Here is a 15,806-nt window from a genome sequence, read left to right as displayed (position 1 = left end):
CTGCGGACTGTGGATAGCCGCCAGTAAAACAACGCCAGATAAACGGAAAATGTCAGCGGCCGTTCATATTTGTCATAAACGCCTGACATCACGCTCCTATACTCGGCGCATCGTTGCAGTGATTAAGAGGTCGTGGGATGCAGCGCAGTTATCCGTGGCAGGCCGGGGCGCGTGGACGCCTGTTGATGTTCAATCTGCTGGTGGTGTCAGTCACGCTGATGGTAAGCGTGGTGGCGATCATCGGCTTTCGTCATGCCGGGGCAATTCAGGAGCAGGCGCAGGCGCAGACGCTGGCAGATATGAATGGCAGCCTGGCGCTGGCGCGCGATACCGCCAATGTGGCGACGGCGGCCGTGCGGCTGTCGCAGGTGGTCGGGGCACTGGAGTATCAAAGCGAATCGCAGCGCCTGCAGCAGAATCAGCAGGCGTTGCAGCAGTCGCTGAGCCTGCTGGCCAGCGCACCGCTGGCGGCCCGTCAGCCGGAGCGCATCGCGCGGATCCGCGCCCGCAGCCTGATGCTGGAGCAGACGATTAATAGCCTGCTGCTGAATGGCCATCAGCGGCATCTGCAGCGCAACAACATGCTGAGTGATCTGTGGCAGACCCAGATTCTGCTCAGCCATATCAACCAGCTGGTGCAGCGGGAACAGCTCACACTGCCGGATGCCGCACTGCGTGAGCAAACCGAACGGCTGATCACCATCGCCATTCGCACACCCACGCCCATTGCCGTCATTGAACAGCTTCAGCAGGTGATGACGCAGTGGCGCAGCGTGCCGCTGACGGGCGTCACGGGCGAGAACGTGCAGCGACTCCTGATTACCCAGCAACGCCTGCTGCCGCTGGCGGAGGCGCTGGAGCAGAGCGACCTGGCAATCGCCTATGCTACCTACCGGATTAAAGCACTGGTGGCGATGCTGAATGACGATATCAATGCGTCAGTGCAGCAGGTTGCGCTGCAAAGTGAGGCGCGTACCCAGGCCACTCACCACGAACTTGATTCGATCATCGGCTTTATCGCGCTGTTTGTGCTGCTGGCGCTGGCGATTACCGGCTATGCCGGAATCTACATCTACCGCAATCTCGGATCGAGCCTGACAGCGATTGCCGGCGCGATGACGCGTCTGGCGCAGGGCGAACAGAACGTCAGCGTGCCGGGGCTGCAACGGCGTGACGAACTGGGTGAACTGGCGCGGGCCTTTAACGTCTTTGCCCGAAATACCGCCTCGCTGGCCCACACCTCACGGCTGCTGAAAGAGAAGAGTAACCAGCTGGAGTCCACCTTCCTGGCGATGCGCGACGGCTTTGCTCTGTTTGATCACAATGGTCAGCTGGTGGTGTGGAATGCGCAGTATGCCGAACTGCTCGGCCTTGCGCCGCGTGAGGTCCATCGTGGCGTCCACTATCAGCAACTGCTGGCCCCGCTGGCGGTGGATCTGCACGATCCCGGTGAGCAGCAGGAGATCCGGCTGGCCGATGGCCGTACGCTGGAGCTGCGTTTCAGTCCGATTCCGCGGCGCGGCATGGTCAATACCGTGCTGGACCGCACCTCACGTAAAACCCTGGAAGAAGCGCTCCAGCACAGCCAGAAGATGAAGGCGGTCGGTCAGCTGACCGGCGGGCTGGCGCACGACTTTAACAATCTGCTGGCGGTGATTATCGGCAGTCTGGCGCTGACTGAAGGCCAGCTGATGCCCGGCCCCCTCGCCACCCGCATTGAGCGGGCGCGGCAGGCGGCCGATCGCGCCGCCCAGCTGACGCAGCGCCTGCTGGCCTTCTCGCGCAAACAGGCGCTCTATCCGCGCGCAGTGTCGGTGGTGACGCTGGTGGATAACCTGCAGGGCTTGCTTCAGCACTCGCTGCTGCCGGGACAGCAGCTGATTATTGATGCCCAGCGCCCCGGCTGGCCCGCCTGGATCGATGCCAGCCAGCTGGAAAATGCGCTGATGAATCTGGTGGTGAATGCGCGCGATGCCATGCACCAGCAAAACGGCGAAATCCGGCTGCGCATCTGGAATCAGCGTCGACTGGAGGGGGGAGAAAAACGTGACCGCGTCACAATTGAGGTGATCGACCACGGCTGCGGCATGTCCGCCGACGTGCGCGAACAGGTTTTCGAGCCTTTCTTCACCACCAAAGCGACCGGCAGTGGCAGCGGGCTTGGACTGTCCATGGTTTACGGCTTTGTGCGGCAGTCAGGCGGACAGATAGAACTGGAAACTGCGCCGGGCCAGGGCACCACGGTGCGTCTCTTGTTGCCGCGCGCAGCGGAAGCCGCCGTTATCGCCCCGCCACCGCCTGTGCCCGGTGAGGCTGACCTTGCAGCAGATCTTGAAGCGGCCAGTAACCGGCTGGTGCTGGTACTGGATGATGAACCGGCGGTACGGCAGACACTGTGCGAGCATCTGCATCAGCTGGGTTATCTGACGCTGGAATGTGGCGACGGTGAAGAGGCGCTGGCGCTGCTGCGCCAGACACCGGATATCGACCTGCTGATCAGCGACCTGATGCTACCCGGCGAGATTAACGGCGCAGAGGTGATCCGGCAGGCCCATCAGAACTGGCCACAGCTGGCGACATTGCTTATCAGCGGTCAGGATCTGCGTCACCAGCCGGTCACGCTGCCGCTGTGTGAACGGCTGGCGAAACCCTGGCAGCAGGCACAACTGATGCAGGCGCTACAGCGCGCCTGGCAGCGCAGCGAACGGCTTAATCGCGCGCAGCAGGCTGCCACAACGGCACCGGTTTCCCACTGATGTAGCGCTTACGCAGGCGGCTGGAAATCACATCCATGACCATCACCACCACCACCAGGATCAGCGTCAGAAACATCACCACATCCCAGTTCCACAGGCGCATGTTCTCGGCGTAGACCAGACCGACACCACCCGCGCCGACAAAGCCCAGCACCGCTGCCGAGCGGGTATTGGACTCAATCTGGTAAAGGCTCAGCGCCAGAAACTGCGGGAATGACTGGGTAAAGATGCCGAAGCGGTGTTTCTGCAAACTGTTGGCACCCACGGCACTCAGTCCGCGACCTGGCGATCGCTCCACCGCTTCGTGCCCTTCGGCGTAGAGTTTGCCGAGCAGACCGACATCCTGCAGGATAATCGCCAGCACCCCGGCCAGCGGCCCCATGCCGACCGCACGCACGAATATCAGCCCCCAGATCGCCATGTCGATGCCGCGTAACACATCGAACACACGGCGCATCAGAAACGCCAGCGGTTTTGCCGCGCCATCGTGCATGACGTTGCGTGCCGCCAGAAACGAGAGCGGCAGCGCCAGCAGCGAGGCGGTCAGCGTCCCGGCGAACACAATGCCTAAAGTGATCCCGACCTGCGAAAAATAGTAGCCAAACGGCCAGTTCATGAAGTCATGCCAGACAAACATTCGCAGGAAATAGCGTCCAAGTTGCTGGCAGCCCATCAGCAGGCGCGACCATTCCAGGCCAAATACGGAAAAGAAAAAGAGATAGTAGAGCAGCACCGCCAGCGCCATCAGCCCTATGCGGCGCAGATAGCGCGGCTGCGCGGCAAAGAGTTCACGATGCTGCTGCTTCATTAGCGTGACATCAGGTACGTGGCTCATCATGTCCGATCTCCTGTCACACGGCGACGAAGCTGGCCAGATAGCGTATCCAGCAGCGATACCACAATCAGAATCAGCAGCAGCGTGATACTGACCTGATCGTAGCGGTCCAGTTTGATATTGGTCATCAGCTCCTGGCCGATACCGCCTGCGCCAACCAGCCCGAGGATGGTTGAAGAGCGGAAGTTAATTTCCAGTCGCATAAAGCTGTAAGAGAGAAAGACCGGTTTCACCTGGGGCCAGAAGGCGAAGCGCATCCGCTGCAGCTTGCTGGCGCCACAGGCGGCCAGGCCGCGCACCGGCTTGTCGGATGCCGACTCAATCGCCTCATAAAACAGCTTGGTCAGGCTGCCCACGGTGTGCAGCGCCAGCGCCAGAAAGCCGGGGATCGCCCCGATGCCAAAGGCCATCACAAACATCACCGCCCACGCCAGTTCCGGCATGGTGCGCAGAAAGGCGACAAAGGCACGAATGGTCATCCGCACGCTGACCGGCGTCTGGGTGTTGTCGGCGGCGAAAAAGGCCAGCACCGCCGCCACGGCCACCGCGATCAGCGTCGAGGCCAGCGCCAGCTGCAGCGTTTCCCAGATCAGTGGCAGCTGAATCGGCAGACGGTAGCCCCAGTACGCCAGCGAACCTTCGGTTTTGCCGTCGGCAAACAGCAGCGGCAGATGCAGCACCGGCAGGATTTCATGCAGATAGTCAAAAAAATGCGGCAGCGACTGCCAGACGGTGAGCAGATTAAATTCTGCCACCCTGCCCGCCGCCAGATAGAGTGCCACCAGCAGCAGTGACCAGAGCAGCGTGTCACGTTTCTGCTGGCGGCGGATGCGTTGGTAATAGTGTTCGAATTCGGTCAAAGGAGGATCTCCGGCGCTAAAGCAGCGGGACGCAGGCGGGGTTGCCGCGTCCCGCTCTCCCCGCCTCGACGGGGAAAGTCAGGGCACCGTCGGCCTTAGCCGCGGCTGCCTTTCATCAGGTCACGCTTCATATCGATGATGTTTTTATAGTCAGCGACCGTCGCCTCACCGATATGCTGTTCACCACCCACGGCTTTTACGAAGCAGGCGTGATCGTCCTTATCCAGTTTTTTAATCGCCGACACCACTTTCGCTTTGAAGTCAGCGGGCAGCTTGTTGCTGACCAGCACCGGGCCGTTAGGGATCAGCGGCGACTGCCAGATGATGCGGATCTGCTTCATCAGGTCCGGATGGTCCATGCGGATCAATCGGCCAAAGGCGCCAGAGGTGTAACCGCTGTTGTAGTCACCGACCAGGGACGTCCAGGTGACTGCGCCATCAAACTGGTTATTCAGCACGCCCAGGATGTCCTGCTCATGACCGCCAGAGAAAGTGACGCTGGAGAAGAAGTTGTTATATTTGTCATCCACCGTGCCGCCGAACATCTTCTTAAACGCCTGGTTTGGCATCAGGAAGCCGGACGTCGAATCGGGATCGGCCATACCGAATGATTTGCCTTTCAGGTCTTCCAGCTTTTTATACGGGCTGTCCGCTTTAACGATGACGACAGAGTGGTAGCCACGTGACTGATCTTTGTCATCGACGACAATACCCACCACATCCACTGCTTTCGGGTCCTGAATGTAGACCGACGCAAACGAAGCCGGTGACATGCTCAGCACCATATCGATCTTGCCGCCCAGCAGGCCCTGAATCACGCCGGAATAGTCAGAGGCGTTGCGCATCTGGGTATCCACACCCAGCTCTTTATCCAAGAAGGTTTTTACACACTGATTATCGCCAATCTGCTGGGTGGCGTTCTGCCCGCCCAGAATCCCCAGATTAAGCTGTTTCGGCGCATCCGCTGCGCTGACACCAAACGCCATGACACTGGTCAGAAGTGCTAAAGAAGTCAGTTTCATTCGGAATTATTCTCTTGCTGTGGACGTTAATGGATTTGGTTAAGTTCATCGCCGTACAGCTGGTGCAACAGGCTGTCGGTGAGTCGGGAAGGATGGCCATCAAACAGCACGACACCGCGCTGAATGCCAATAACCCGGGTGCAGTAGCTTTTGACCAGCTCAATCGAGTGCAGGTTGACCATCACGCTGATGCCCTGCTCGCTGACCTGGCGCAGCACATCCATAATGCGTTTGGTATTTTTAGGGTCGAGTGAGGCCACCGGCTCATCAGCCAGCAGGATTTTGGGGTTCTGCATCAGGGCGCGGCAGATCGCCACGCGCTGCATCTGTCCGCCTGAGAGATTTTCGGCCCGCTGCAGCGCCTGCGGCAGCATGTTCATCCACTGCAGCAGTTCGATGGCGTGCGCCCGGTCCTGGTCAGAAAAGATTTTGAAGAAGGATTTCAGCGTGCTGGTCTGGCTCAGGCGGCCCAGCAGCACGTTGGTCAGCACGTCGAGGCGCGGCACCAGACAGAAATCCTGAAAGATCATGCCGCACTGACTGCGCCATTCGCGCAGCTGGCGGCTGTTAAGCGTGACCACGTTACGATCTGCTTCGCCCTGATGAAGACTGATAATCGCACCGGACGTCGCGTTAATTGTGCCGTTGAGCATGTGCAGCAGTGTCGATTTACCCGCGCCAGAGCGGCCAATCACCGCCACCAGCTCACCGGCGTGCAGGTCGAAACTGACCTGATCCAGCACCTGCGTGTCGCCATAGGCTTTACTCAGTTTCTGCACCGACAACACTTTTTGTCCGCTGAGGCTGGCCGGTGGCAGATCGTTGTCGACCACCGTTTTCAGAAGTGCCTGTGCCATGGTGTTCTCCGTCATCGCTGATTGCGTTCTGCCGGTTATTAAGGCGTGACGCGATGAACACGAGATGACAGCCAGATGATCAAACCGTGACAGGCCAGTGCGCGCCGCACAGCAAAGTCTGGCCGTCACGGGCTGGCAGCACGCCTTCTGGCAACGGGTTTTCGGCTAACCAGTTATCCATCTCATGACTGAGGTGAGTGAGCCAGGTCTGACGCGGCTTGAGCCTCTCTGCTATCGCCAGCGCCTGGGTCAGATCATTGTGATTTCGAGGCTCTGCACGGGGTGGATCGTTGCAGTCAATCACCAGTTGATCCAGCGGCTGGCCGCGCAGGAAGTCGGCGGTGTCGGGCGGCAGTCCGCAGGTATCACACAGCCAGGCGAGCCGGGTGTCATGCCAGTCAAACAGATAACCGTGCGTCAGCTTTGAATGCTGCAGCGGCAGCGGCGTAACCTGCAGCTCGCCAAAGGCATGCGCCACAAAAGGGGTTAAAGCGGGACGGAAATCCAGCAGGCCAGGGTGTTTGTAGAGATCGTCACAGCCACGCGGATCGGGCGGTCCCCAGACCGGAATCGGCGCGCCCACGCCCCAGCGCAGCGCAAACAGGCCCTGCACATGATCCATGTGATAGTGGGTCAGCAGAATGCGGGTCAGCGAGCCGGGCGGAAAGCGTGATGCCAGCAGCGGCAGACCGGCATCCAGCAGGATGCGTTCGTGGCCAGACTCAATCAGCGCACTGCAGGGCGCCCGTGCATGAGTGCTGTTACGCTGCGCCCGCTGACAGGCGTGACAGTCGCAGCCCGGCAGCGGCGCGGCAGTCACACCGCCAGTGCCAAGAAAAGTGAGTTTCATGGATGCGCTCCTGGTCGCGTATATCGCTGCCGGGCGCTTACTGCCCGTGCCGGAAAAGTCGATGTCATTGATGCGCCTCCAGTATCTGGCGAAGCTGGCAGACGGTTTCCGCCAGCGCGCCGTCGTTGCTGAGTATCAGACAGCCATCGGGCTGCGGCTGGGCGGCACGCGCCAGCCGCCGGGCAATCTCCGGCTCATCTTCCCGTCCACGCTGACGCAGCCGCGCCGCCAGCACAGCGGGCGACACCTGCAGACAGACCGGCAGCAGCTGTGAGCCAAAGCGGGCCTGTGCCTGAGCCAGATGCAGCCGCGACCCGTTCACCACCACATTCTGTCCACGCAGCAGCCACTGTTCTGTCTCACAGCCAATGCCGTAGCGGAAACCGTGGGCTTCCCAGCTTACGGCAAACAGACCGAGCGCGGCGCGGCGGGCAAACTCCGCCTCGGTGAGTGCCACATGGTTTTCACCGCCCGCATCGGCGGCGCGGGTGATGTAGCGATGGGCGATCAACAATTTGGGCGGCGGTGCCTCCCGCAGCGCATCCAGCAGGCTATCCTTGCCGGAGCCGGAGGGACCGGTGAGCCAGATCAGCCGCGCCATCAGTACACCTGCCGGCCTTTGCTCCAGACGTGCCGCACGTGCGGGTAGCCGTGTGCGGTGTGCGCCAGCACCAGGTCGGCGCGGCAACCTTCCGCGATGACACCGCGGTCCTCCAATCCTAATGCGCGGGCCGGATTACAGGTCACCAGCGCGATGGCCTGCGCCATGCCCAGGCTGTTGCGCTCGTCATCCGCCAGCCGGAACGCGGCATCCAGCAGGCTGGCCGGGTAGTAATCGGACGACAGAATGTTCAGCAGGCCGTGTGACGCCAGTTCCCAGGCGGCGACGTTGCCGGAGTGCGAGCCGCCGCGCACGATGTTGGGCGCACCCATCAGCACCTGCATGTTGCGATAGCGTGAGGCACGTGCAGCCTCCAGCGTGGTCGGAAACTCCGCAATGCGACTGCCTGCCGCATGGGACTCTTCCACATGCGCGGCGGTGGCGTCATCATGGCTGGCAATGGCGATGCCATGTTCCCGACACAGCCCGGCAATCGCCTGACGATTGGGCTGCGACCACGCTGCCGCGAGGGTGAGCTGGTCATGCTCGAACTGATCCATCTCGGCGTCATTAAGCTGATATTTGCCCTGATAATATTCGCGATATTTGGTTAGCGACGCGTACTGACGCTGGCCCGGCGAATGGTCCATCAGCGATACCAGCGCCAGCTCAGGCGTGCCCATCAGCGCTTCAAACAGCGGCGCAGTGGTAGGATGCGGCAGTTCACAGCGCAGATGCAGCAGATGCTCAGCCCGGTTCAGTCCCTTGCGGTTGCTGTCGCGGATGGCGTCGATCATCTTGCTGAGGTTATCCAGCCGGTGCCCGCCGTCGCGCACATCCCCGACGCCTATCGCGTCCAGCACCGTGGTAATGCCGCTGGAAACCATCAGCGCATCGTGGCTGCTCATCGCCGAGTGTGCGGGCCAGTCCACTTTCGGGCGCGGGGTGAAAAACTTGTCGAGGTTATCGGTGTGCAGTTCCACCAGACCTGGCAGCAGCCAGGCACCTTCACCATCCAGCGCACCGGGCTGCTGGCTGGTGGTTTCGCTGAAGCTGCTGATGCGCTCATCGCGGAACTCCAGTGACCCGCTGACCACTTCGTTTTCCAGCACCAGTCTGACGTTATTGATGATCATGCCTGCACTCCTGTGTCGATCGGGTGCATCAGGTGCAGCCGGTCGGCGACCCGCTCGCGCACCGCCCGATCGTGAAAAATACCGACGATGGCGGCACCACGTGCGCGCGCCTGTTCAATTAAGCTCACCACCGCCTCACTGTTGACGTTGTCGAGCGAGGCAGTGGGTTCATCCAGCAGCAGCACCGGATAATCGGCGATAAAGCCGCGTGCGATATTCACGCGCTGCTGCTCACCGCCAGAAAAGGTAGACGGGGCGAGCGACCAGAGACGCTGCGGCACATTCAGCCGGCTGAGCAGTTCGGCGGCCCGCGCTTCGCAGAATTCGCGATCGACGCCGCGCTCCAGCAGCGGCTGCATCACAATCTCCAGTGTCGGCACGCGTGGGATCACCCGCAGAAACTGGCTGACCCAGCCCAGCGTGTCGCGACGCAGGGCGATAATCTGGCGCGCTGATGCCTGCGCCATGTCGATCCATTCACCCTGATGTGCAACCCGTATATGACCGCTGTCGGGCTGATAGTTGCCGTAAAGCGCGCGCAGCAGCGTGGATTTGCCACTGCCGGAATGACCGTGCAGTACCACGCATTCGCCCTCGCCCACCGTCAGGCTGGCGTTGTGTAGCACCGGCAGCGCCGCGCCGTTCTGGTTGTGCAGCACAAAGGTTTTACACAGATTTTCTACCCGCAGGCGCGGAGTGAGCGTTGTCATTTAATTGAGCACCGAAGAGACCAGCAGTTGAGTGTAAGGATGATGAGGATCGTCCAGAACACGGTCAGTCAGACCGCTCTCCACCACCCGTCCCTGTTTCATCACCAGCAGGCGATGCGCCAGCAGTCGCGCCACCCCGAGATCGTGGGTGACAATCACCACCGCCAGATTCAGCTCGCGCACCAGGGTGCGCAGCAGATCCAGTAGTCGCGCCTGCACCGAGACATCCAGCCCGCCGGTCGGCTCATCCATAAACATCAGCTGAGGCTGCGTCACCAGGTTGCGGGCAATCTGCAGACGCTGCTGCATCCCGCCGGAAAAAGTGGTCGGCAGATCGTCGATGCGACTGGCATCAATCTCCACCGCCTGCAGCCAGCGGCTCGCCTCGGCGCGGATGTCGCCATAGTTCCGCTGGCCGGTCGCCATCAGCCGTTCGCCAATGTTACCGCCCGCGCTGACCTGCGCACGCAGCCCGTCCATCGGATGCTGATGCACCACGCCCCACTCGGTGCGCAGCAGGCGACGGCGGTCGTTTTCACTCATCTCATAGAGGTCGCGGTTCTGATAGTGAATGCTGCCCTGCTGCGGTGTGAGGCGGGCCGACAGGCTCTGCAGCAGCGTGGTTTTACCGGAGCCGGACTCGCCGACAATCCCCAGTACTTCGCCGGGCCAGAGATCAAAACTGACCTGCTCAAACCCTTTGCCCGGCGCATAAAGATGGGTGAGCTGGTTCACCGCAAGCAGCGGCTGTTCACTGTGCATGTTGCTGTTCCTGCTGCTGATGGCAAAAGTCGGTGTCGGAGCAGACGAACATCCGCGTTCCCTGGTCGTCCATCACCACCTCATCGAGGTAGCTGTGGCGCGATCCGCACAGCGCGCAGGGTTCATCCCACTGCTGCACGGTGAAGGGGTGATCGTCGAAGTCCAGGCTCTCCACGCGGGTATAAGGCGGCAAGGCGTAGATGCGCTTTTCACGCCCGGCCCCAAACAGCTGCAGCGCAGGCATCATGTGCATCTTCGGGTTGTCGAATTTGGGAATGGGCGACGGATCCATCACGTAGCGATCGTTAACCCGGACCGGATAGGCGTAGGTCGTGGCGATATGGCCGTAGCGGGCGATATCTTCATACAGCTTCACCTGCATGATGCCGTACTCCTCCAGCGCATGCATGGTGCGGGTCTCGGTTTCGCGCGGTTCGATAAAACGCAGCGGCTCAGGAATCGGCACCTGGAATATCAGGATCTGGTCTTCCTCCAGCGGCGTTTCCGGGATGCGGTGCCGGGTCTGGATCAGGGTGGCATCGGCGGTGCGTTCGGTGGTTGCGGCCCCGCTGACCCGCTTAAAGAACTGACGTATTGACACCGCATTGGTGGTGTCATCAGCGCCCTGATCGATCACCTTCAGCACATCCTGATCGCCAATCACGCTGGCGGTAATCTGGATGCCGCCTGTCCCCCAGCCGTAAGGCATTGGCATCTCGCGTCCGGCGAACGGCACCTGATAGCCGGGGATCGCCACCGCTTTCAGGATGGCGCGACGGATGGTGCGTTTGGTCTGCTCATCGAGATAGCCATTGTTATAGCCGGTGAGTTCAGCCATGGTTGCGCTCCTGATAATCGTGCTGCAGCTGTTTCAGCAGTTCCAGTTCTGCCTGGAAATCGACGTAGTGCGGCAGCTTGAGATGCGAGACAAAGCCCGCGGCTTCGACGTTGTCGGCGTGCGACAGCACAAACTCTTCGTCCTGCGCCGGGCTGGTCACGCGCTCATTCTGCTCGCGGCTTTGCAGCGCCCGATCCACCAGCGCCATCGCCATCGCCTTGCGTTCGGCACGGCCAAACACCAGCCCGTAGCCACGGGTAAACTGCGGCGCGGCGTCATCACTGTGGGCGACGCCGTTGACCATTTCACATTCGGTCAGCAGCACTTCCCCAATCTCCAGCTCAAAGCCCAACTCTTCGGGACAGATGCTGACGCTGAGATAGCCGGTGCGGATCTCGCCAGCAAACGGATGGGTACGGCCATAGCCGCGCTGGGTCGAATAGCCCAGCGCCAGCAGAAAACCTTCATCGCCACGCACCAGTTGTTGCAGCCGTGCAGCGCGCGAAGCAGGAAAGCGCATTGGCTCGCGGGTGATATCAACCGGCTCGCTGCCGTCATCCCTCTCGGCGGTGGCCAGCCCTTCCTCACTCATCATGCTGAACATGTGCGGACACTGATCCGGCACCGAACGGTCGTCACGCGGCGCGGCAGGCGTTTCACCGTTTGCCAGCAGGGTGAAGTCGAGCAGACGGTGGCTGTAGTCATAGGTTGGCCCCAGCACCTGGCCGCCCGGCAGGTCTTTATAGACCGCCGAGATGCGGCGTTCGATGCGCATCGAACCGGTCGCCAGTGGCGTGCTCTCTGCCAGACGTGGCAGCGTGGTGCGATAGGCACGCAGCAGAAAAATCGCCTCGACCAGATCGCCACTGGCCTGCTTAATCGCCAGCGCCGCCAGTTCAGGATCGTATATTCCGCCTTCGGTCATTACCCGATCCACCGCCAGCCCCAGCTGCTGCGCCACCTGATCGCAGCCGAGTTCCGCTACTGCCCGATCGCCCCGTCGCAGATCGGCCTGTAACTGATGGGCATTAGAGATGGCTTTTTCGCCCCCTTTCACCGCGACATACATCAGCACACCTCCACAACGGTGGTGCGCGGCACGGCCATGATCGCTTCGCCACAGGTGAAGATCAGATCCACGCCCTGCGGGAACGGATGCGGACGGGTGCGCAGATATTCCAGCACGCTTTCCGGCAGCTGTGGTGCAATAGCACGGGTTTCCCGCAGGCCAGGGCCGGAGAGACGCAGCGTTAGTCCGCCATTCAGCGACGGCACTTCGATAATCAGCGTGGTGCTTTTCTCCGGCGACATATTGTCACCCGCCGCGAACTGCGTCGGATCGGGCTGTGCTGTTGCATGGCTCAGGGCGAACGGTGCGTCCTGCTGCGAAGTAATGGGTGCACCGGTATGGAAGCGCAGATTGTTACGCAGCTGTTCATTGTCGATTTGCGCATCCAGCCAGACCGGACTTTCCTGATCGACCAGCGTCAGCAGCAATGCTGTGGCCGCCGGTGACAGTGCGCCCCAGCCCTGCTGCAGCGGCAGCGAGACCATCACGCCCGGCTCGCTCATCGCTTTCAGAATACGGCGAAACGCACGCTGCGCATCCGCGACCGGATGGTTAAAACTTGCCAGTAAAGTCATCAGTTATCTCCGCGAACCAGCGTAAAGAAATCTACTTTGCTGCTGGCGATTTCACGGGCGCGCAGCTGTCGCTGCTCCTCGCGCCACGCCGCCAGCGGGGTAATAATCTTCTCTTCCAGCAACTGCCGTGTTTCCGGCTGCTGCAACAGCGCGTCCAGCAGGGCGCAGCGTTCAGCGTGGGCTTTGTCGCGCCCCAGCAGATAGCTGTAACCCAGGGTACCGTCGCTCAGTTGCACCACCGCACGTGTCACCGTGGCATCGCCCATGACAAAGCGTTTGCCGGTAGCGCCCATCCGCGCCTGGAGTCGCGTCAGCCCAATCTCTGCCGGACGGACCAGGGTGAATTCGGGCTGGAGGCTAAGCGCATGCCAGTGCGCTTCAAGCAAGGCGGCGCTGCTGTGCGCCAGTACCGACAGCCAGCGCTGGCGATCTGTTTGCTGTTCCATTAGTGCTCCAGAGTCAGTTCGATCATGTCGCCGCGCGTCAGGCTGACGGAGTATTCCGCCACCGCGCCATCACTGGTTTTGTTGAGCGTCCGCACGCAGAGCAGCGGCGCATGCAGGGCGATGTCGAGCTGCCGACACTCTTTGGCCTGCGCCCGGCGGGTGCTGATACGCGTCTGAGTGCGCACCAGCTGTTTGCCGGTGTGTTCCACTAAGAAGTCGTGCAGCGAGCCGCTGTTAAATTGCTGAAGCTGCGGCCACCAGCTGAGGTCGGCGAGGAAATGATTAATCAGGCAGAGCGGCACGCCATTGGCGCGGCGCAGGGTGCGCAGATGAATGACGTTGTCGCCCTCTTTCACGCCCAGCGCATTGGCGACGTCGTTGCTGGCCGGACGCAGTACCGCCAGCAGCCGTTCGCTGGTCGGGTGACTCCCCTGCTCCATCAGGTTCTGACTGAAGCGCGCCTGGGCATGCAGCGGATAGTCATAAGGACGCATCAGTACCAGGATGCCAACACCGTGACGGCGCTGCAGCAGCCCTTTGTGCACCAGCTCATCGACAGCCCGGCGCAGCGTGTGGCGGTTGACCTCGTAGTGATCGGCCAGCTGCTGCTCGGAAGGAAGATAGTCGCCGCAGCGGTAGCGCTCTTTCAGCGCCTGCTCCAGTTGTGCGGCAACAGCCTGATAAACAGTGGTCGGATGTCTGGATAACTCCATCACGATGAAATCCTCACGGGTTACAGAGTGGGAACGCAGTAATAGGACGCTGCGGGATGGTGTTAGCCTGAAGGGATCAGATGACAGAACGGTGACGGGGGAGTGAAGGAGTGGTGAATGTAGGGGCGTCTACCCTATTAGCGGGACGGTTTCACGCCGGATGCCGTGATTCAAACCAGGGCGTAATGAGCATATGCGGGATTGCCAGTGCGGCCAGTACAGCAAACAATGGCTGAATTCCCGCGTTGTCCACAGGATGCATCACCACAATGGTTCCCGCAGCCAGCAGAAGAGCCGCCGTCAGTACCGGCCAGGTGGCTTGCAGGTAGCGGAGATAGCTGGTGCATTTCAGCTGATCGCGCCGCTGTCGGGTTTGCGGCAGCGCATGTAAAATTAAGAATCCCATTGAAAAACCGACGAAAGGTGGAAGCAGTAACAACGCCAGTGTACCCGTCAGAAGACGCCTGTCCTGACGAACGAAACCCGCAAAAATAAGCCCTGACGCACAGAGTCCCCCTGTAATGGCAATGCCCACAGCAAGAGCGTCCGGCATTGAAAATCCTGGTGCCGCCTCATGCAGAATTGCGCTAAATGCCTGCAGATGCAGTGTCGCTGGGGCCGCTATCATACTTATCCCCCGCGCCAGACGTTCGGGGCTGCGTCCATCAGGGGCGTCTTCAAGCGCAAAATGCAGGGCAGATGCCAGAAGAAAAACGGGCAACGCCAGCGCCGGAGCACCGTGCCACCAGAACAGACAGATCAAGATGACCAGTCCATAGGCGGCAAGAAACGGGAACTGACGCTCGCGTTTAACGACGTCAAGATCGCTGGCACCGTGTGCCATGCCGATAACGCCAATGGCCAGGGTCGCAAACAGCACTTGCCCCGCAGGGGGGCTGAAAGAGGCAGCGAGCGCTGCCCCCCAGAGTCCTGCCCAGCCGAACCGCACCTGGGCTGTCATCTCCTCACAGCACCAACAGGCGTAGTATGAGAGAGCGCTTTTTTCATATTAGCCGCAGCGTAGAAGGCGTAGAAAACTTTAGCGATAATATCCAGAATCAGGAATGCCTGAACAGATGTCGCATCAGTGATGACACTGAGACCTTCCGGACCGACCAGAAAAACGATCGGATAGATAAACCACACGAGGGTCAGCAAGGCTACATTCTTGTTGTAGGCACCTGCCAGCGCGTTGCCTCGCGTCGCGGCCAGTGCGCGCAGTGGCCCCCAGAGCAGATAAACAACGCCCAGAAATGCCGCACACGACCATGAATACCACACCCATTTCGCGACAGGATTTTCCGCCAGGGAAGAGACCAGGCCGGTGATAATCATCATCACATCCAGCACAATGATGGCAGTCAGAAAGCCGCCCATTTCTCCTGGTTTACCCTGTTCATGGAAAGCCAGCATGACCAACCCGGCCAGTAAGAGAGGCGTGGTGATGGACCAGTCAGCGTAACGCGCCAGGTACACTATCGTGCCACTGTCCAGCGTGAGATTGCCAAACCCAAACGCCATGGCCAGATAGGCTGTGGCGGCAATAAACGGCACTGACGCGTGCACGAGTGTATGGTGACCAAAGGGATATTTCTTATCACCGGTCACGTAAATAATCAGTGACGCAATGGCCATGACCGAAAACCCAATCATAAATGCGGTTTGATCCATTTTACTCTCTCCTGTGCTAAAACGCCGGTATGGTGCCAGCCCTGCCGCTATGAATTAGCGTTAATAAAAGACGGTTATATTCGTTCAACGAATATGCTGTCAGTA

General features: G+C 60.5%; 17 protein-coding genes. 1 reads left to right on the top strand and 16 read right to left on the bottom strand.

Going from position 1 to position 15,806, the window contains the following annotated elements; all coding sequences use genetic code 11:
- Nucleotides 1-137: 137 nt before the first annotated feature.
- Nucleotides 138-2,756 carry an ATP-binding protein gene (locus EE896_RS07520; RefSeq protein WP_140916201.1) on the top strand — a complete coding sequence of 873 codons (2,619 nt, stop codon included), beginning with the start codon at nt 138-140 and terminating at the stop codon, nt 2,754-2,756.
- Here the strand turns inward: EE896_RS07520 and phnE (EE896_RS07515) are convergent.
- The 16 genes from phnE (EE896_RS07515) to EE896_RS07440 form a co-directional block, all read right to left on the bottom strand.
- Entirely contained in the window at nt 2,710-3,594 is an 885-nt protein-coding gene (gene phnE, locus EE896_RS07515; protein WP_140916202.1) for a phosphonate ABC transporter, permease protein PhnE, read from the bottom strand. The two genes, EE896_RS07520 and phnE (EE896_RS07515), sit on opposite strands and share 47 nt — an antisense overlap.
- A complete protein-coding gene (gene phnE, locus EE896_RS07510) occupies nt 3,591-4,451 on the bottom strand; it encodes a phosphonate ABC transporter, permease protein PhnE (protein WP_039659943.1) in 861 nt (286 codons plus the stop codon). Before phnE (EE896_RS07510) ends, phnE (EE896_RS07515) begins: the two co-directional genes overlap by 4 nt.
- Before the next feature lie 95 nt (nt 4,452-4,546).
- Nucleotides 4,547-5,473: a phosphonate ABC transporter substrate-binding protein gene (phnD, locus tag EE896_RS07505; protein WP_003852454.1), complete on the bottom strand. Its 927-nt coding sequence runs from the start codon at nt 5,471-5,473 to the stop codon at nt 4,547-4,549.
- A 26-nt stretch (nt 5,474-5,499) separates the two neighbouring features.
- Complete coding sequence (gene phnC / locus EE896_RS07500) at nt 5,500-6,330, bottom strand: phosphonate ABC transporter ATP-binding protein (protein ID WP_003852452.1); 831 nt, start codon at nt 6,328-6,330, stop codon at nt 5,500-5,502.
- 79 nt (nt 6,331-6,409) lie between these two features.
- Nucleotides 6,410-7,180, bottom strand: coding sequence for a phosphonate metabolism protein PhnP (gene phnP, locus EE896_RS07495; protein ID WP_008926900.1), 771 nt, complete (start codon nt 7,178-7,180; stop codon nt 6,410-6,412).
- Nucleotides 7,181-7,244: 64 nt separating this feature from the next.
- Nucleotides 7,245-7,781: a ribose 1,5-bisphosphokinase gene (gene phnN, locus EE896_RS07490; RefSeq protein WP_140916203.1), complete on the bottom strand. Its 537-nt coding sequence runs from the start codon at nt 7,779-7,781 to the stop codon at nt 7,245-7,247.
- Complete coding sequence (gene phnM / locus EE896_RS07485) at nt 7,781-8,917, bottom strand: alpha-D-ribose 1-methylphosphonate 5-triphosphate diphosphatase (protein WP_003852448.1); 1,137 nt, start codon at nt 8,915-8,917, stop codon at nt 7,781-7,783. Before phnM ends, phnN begins: the two co-directional genes overlap by 1 nt.
- Nucleotides 8,914-9,627, bottom strand: a complete 714-nt coding sequence (gene phnL / locus EE896_RS07480) for a phosphonate C-P lyase system protein PhnL (protein ID WP_003852445.1) — start codon at nt 9,625-9,627, stop codon at nt 8,914-8,916. The genes phnM and phnL overlap by 4 nt, the downstream gene beginning before the upstream one ends.
- Nucleotides 9,628-10,389 (bottom strand): phosphonate C-P lyase system protein PhnK, encoded by a 762-nt coding sequence (gene phnK / locus EE896_RS07475; RefSeq protein ID WP_003852443.1) that lies wholly within the window; start codon nt 10,387-10,389, stop codon nt 9,628-9,630.
- Nucleotides 10,379-11,227 carry an alpha-D-ribose 1-methylphosphonate 5-phosphate C-P-lyase PhnJ gene (locus tag EE896_RS07470; RefSeq protein WP_008926903.1) on the bottom strand — a complete coding sequence of 283 codons (849 nt, stop codon included), beginning with the start codon at nt 11,225-11,227 and terminating at the stop codon, nt 10,379-10,381. The genes phnK and EE896_RS07470 overlap by 11 nt, the downstream gene beginning before the upstream one ends.
- The gene (locus EE896_RS07465) at nt 11,220-12,296 is read right to left on the bottom strand and encodes a carbon-phosphorus lyase complex subunit (protein ID WP_003852439.1); all 1,077 of its coding nucleotides are present in this window, start codon (nt 12,294-12,296) and stop codon (nt 11,220-11,222) included. Before EE896_RS07465 ends, EE896_RS07470 begins: the two co-directional genes overlap by 8 nt.
- A complete protein-coding gene (gene phnH, locus EE896_RS07460) occupies nt 12,296-12,871 on the bottom strand; it encodes a phosphonate C-P lyase system protein PhnH (RefSeq protein ID WP_003852437.1) in 576 nt (191 codons plus the stop codon). Before phnH ends, EE896_RS07465 begins: the two co-directional genes overlap by 1 nt.
- Nucleotides 12,871-13,317, bottom strand: a complete 447-nt coding sequence (gene phnG / locus EE896_RS07455; RefSeq protein WP_003852434.1) for a phosphonate C-P lyase system protein PhnG — start codon at nt 13,315-13,317, stop codon at nt 12,871-12,873. The genes phnH and phnG overlap by 1 nt, the downstream gene beginning before the upstream one ends.
- Nucleotides 13,317-14,030, bottom strand: coding sequence for a phosphonate metabolism transcriptional regulator PhnF (phnF, locus tag EE896_RS07450; protein ID WP_003852432.1), 714 nt, complete (start codon nt 14,028-14,030; stop codon nt 13,317-13,319). The genes phnG and phnF overlap by 1 nt, the downstream gene beginning before the upstream one ends.
- A 151-nt stretch (nt 14,031-14,181) precedes the next feature.
- Nucleotides 14,182-14,991 (bottom strand): Brp/Blh family beta-carotene 15,15'-dioxygenase, encoded by an 810-nt coding sequence (locus EE896_RS07445; protein WP_008926907.1) that lies wholly within the window; start codon nt 14,989-14,991, stop codon nt 14,182-14,184.
- A complete protein-coding gene (locus tag EE896_RS07440) occupies nt 14,988-15,701 on the bottom strand; it encodes a bacteriorhodopsin (protein ID WP_003852428.1) in 714 nt (237 codons plus the stop codon). The genes EE896_RS07445 and EE896_RS07440 overlap by 4 nt, the downstream gene beginning before the upstream one ends.
- Between the last annotated feature and the right edge of the window lie 105 nt (nt 15,702-15,806).

It is taken from the genome of Pantoea eucalypti, from assembly GCF_009646115.1.
In the GTDB taxonomy this organism is placed as follows: Bacteria; Pseudomonadota; Gammaproteobacteria; order Enterobacterales; family Enterobacteriaceae; genus Pantoea; species Pantoea eucalypti.
The sequence above is the reverse complement of the archived record's forward strand: the minus strand, read 5'-3'. Positions and strand labels throughout refer to the sequence as shown.

What these genes read in the sequence shown, in the direction of transcription:
- phnD (WP_003852454.1), bottom strand. Translation starts at nt 5,473, where the DNA reads ATGAAACTGACTTCTTTAGCACTTCTGACCAGTGTCATGGCGTTTGGT.
- phnF (WP_003852432.1), bottom strand. Translation starts at nt 14,030, where the DNA reads ATGGAGTTATCCAGACATCCGACCACTGTTTATCAGGCTGTTGCCGCA.
- EE896_RS07445 (WP_008926907.1), bottom strand. Translation starts at nt 14,991, where the DNA reads ATGACAGCCCAGGTGCGGTTCGGCTGGGCAGGACTCTGGGGGGCAGCG.
- phnN (WP_140916203.1), bottom strand. Translation starts at nt 7,781, where the DNA reads ATGGCGCGGCTGATCTGGCTCACCGGTCCCTCCGGCTCCGGCAAGGAT.
- EE896_RS07520 (WP_140916201.1), top strand. Translation starts at nt 138, where the DNA reads ATGCAGCGCAGTTATCCGTGGCAGGCCGGGGCGCGTGGACGCCTGTTG.
- EE896_RS07470 (WP_008926903.1), bottom strand. Translation starts at nt 11,227, where the DNA reads ATGGCTGAACTCACCGGCTATAACAATGGCTATCTCGATGAGCAGACC.
- phnH (WP_003852437.1), bottom strand. Translation starts at nt 12,871, where the DNA reads ATGACTTTACTGGCAAGTTTTAACCATCCGGTCGCGGATGCGCAGCGT.
- phnC (WP_003852452.1), bottom strand. Translation starts at nt 6,330, where the DNA reads ATGGCACAGGCACTTCTGAAAACGGTGGTCGACAACGATCTGCCACCG.
- EE896_RS07465 (WP_003852439.1), bottom strand. Translation starts at nt 12,296, where the DNA reads ATGTATGTCGCGGTGAAAGGGGGCGAAAAAGCCATCTCTAATGCCCAT.
- phnG (WP_003852434.1), bottom strand. Translation starts at nt 13,317, where the DNA reads ATGGAACAGCAAACAGATCGCCAGCGCTGGCTGTCGGTACTGGCGCAC.
- phnM (WP_003852448.1), bottom strand. Translation starts at nt 8,917, where the DNA reads ATGATCATCAATAACGTCAGACTGGTGCTGGAAAACGAAGTGGTCAGC.
- phnK (WP_003852443.1), bottom strand. Translation starts at nt 10,389, where the DNA reads ATGCACAGTGAACAGCCGCTGCTTGCGGTGAACCAGCTCACCCATCTT.
- phnP (WP_008926900.1), bottom strand. Translation starts at nt 7,180, where the DNA reads ATGAAACTCACTTTTCTTGGCACTGGCGGTGTGACTGCCGCGCCGCTG.
- phnE (WP_140916202.1), bottom strand. Translation starts at nt 3,594, where the DNA reads ATGATGAGCCACGTACCTGATGTCACGCTAATGAAGCAGCAGCATCGT.
- phnL (WP_003852445.1), bottom strand. Translation starts at nt 9,627, where the DNA reads ATGACAACGCTCACTCCGCGCCTGCGGGTAGAAAATCTGTGTAAAACC.
- EE896_RS07440 (WP_003852428.1), bottom strand. Translation starts at nt 15,701, where the DNA reads ATGGATCAAACCGCATTTATGATTGGGTTTTCGGTCATGGCCATTGCG.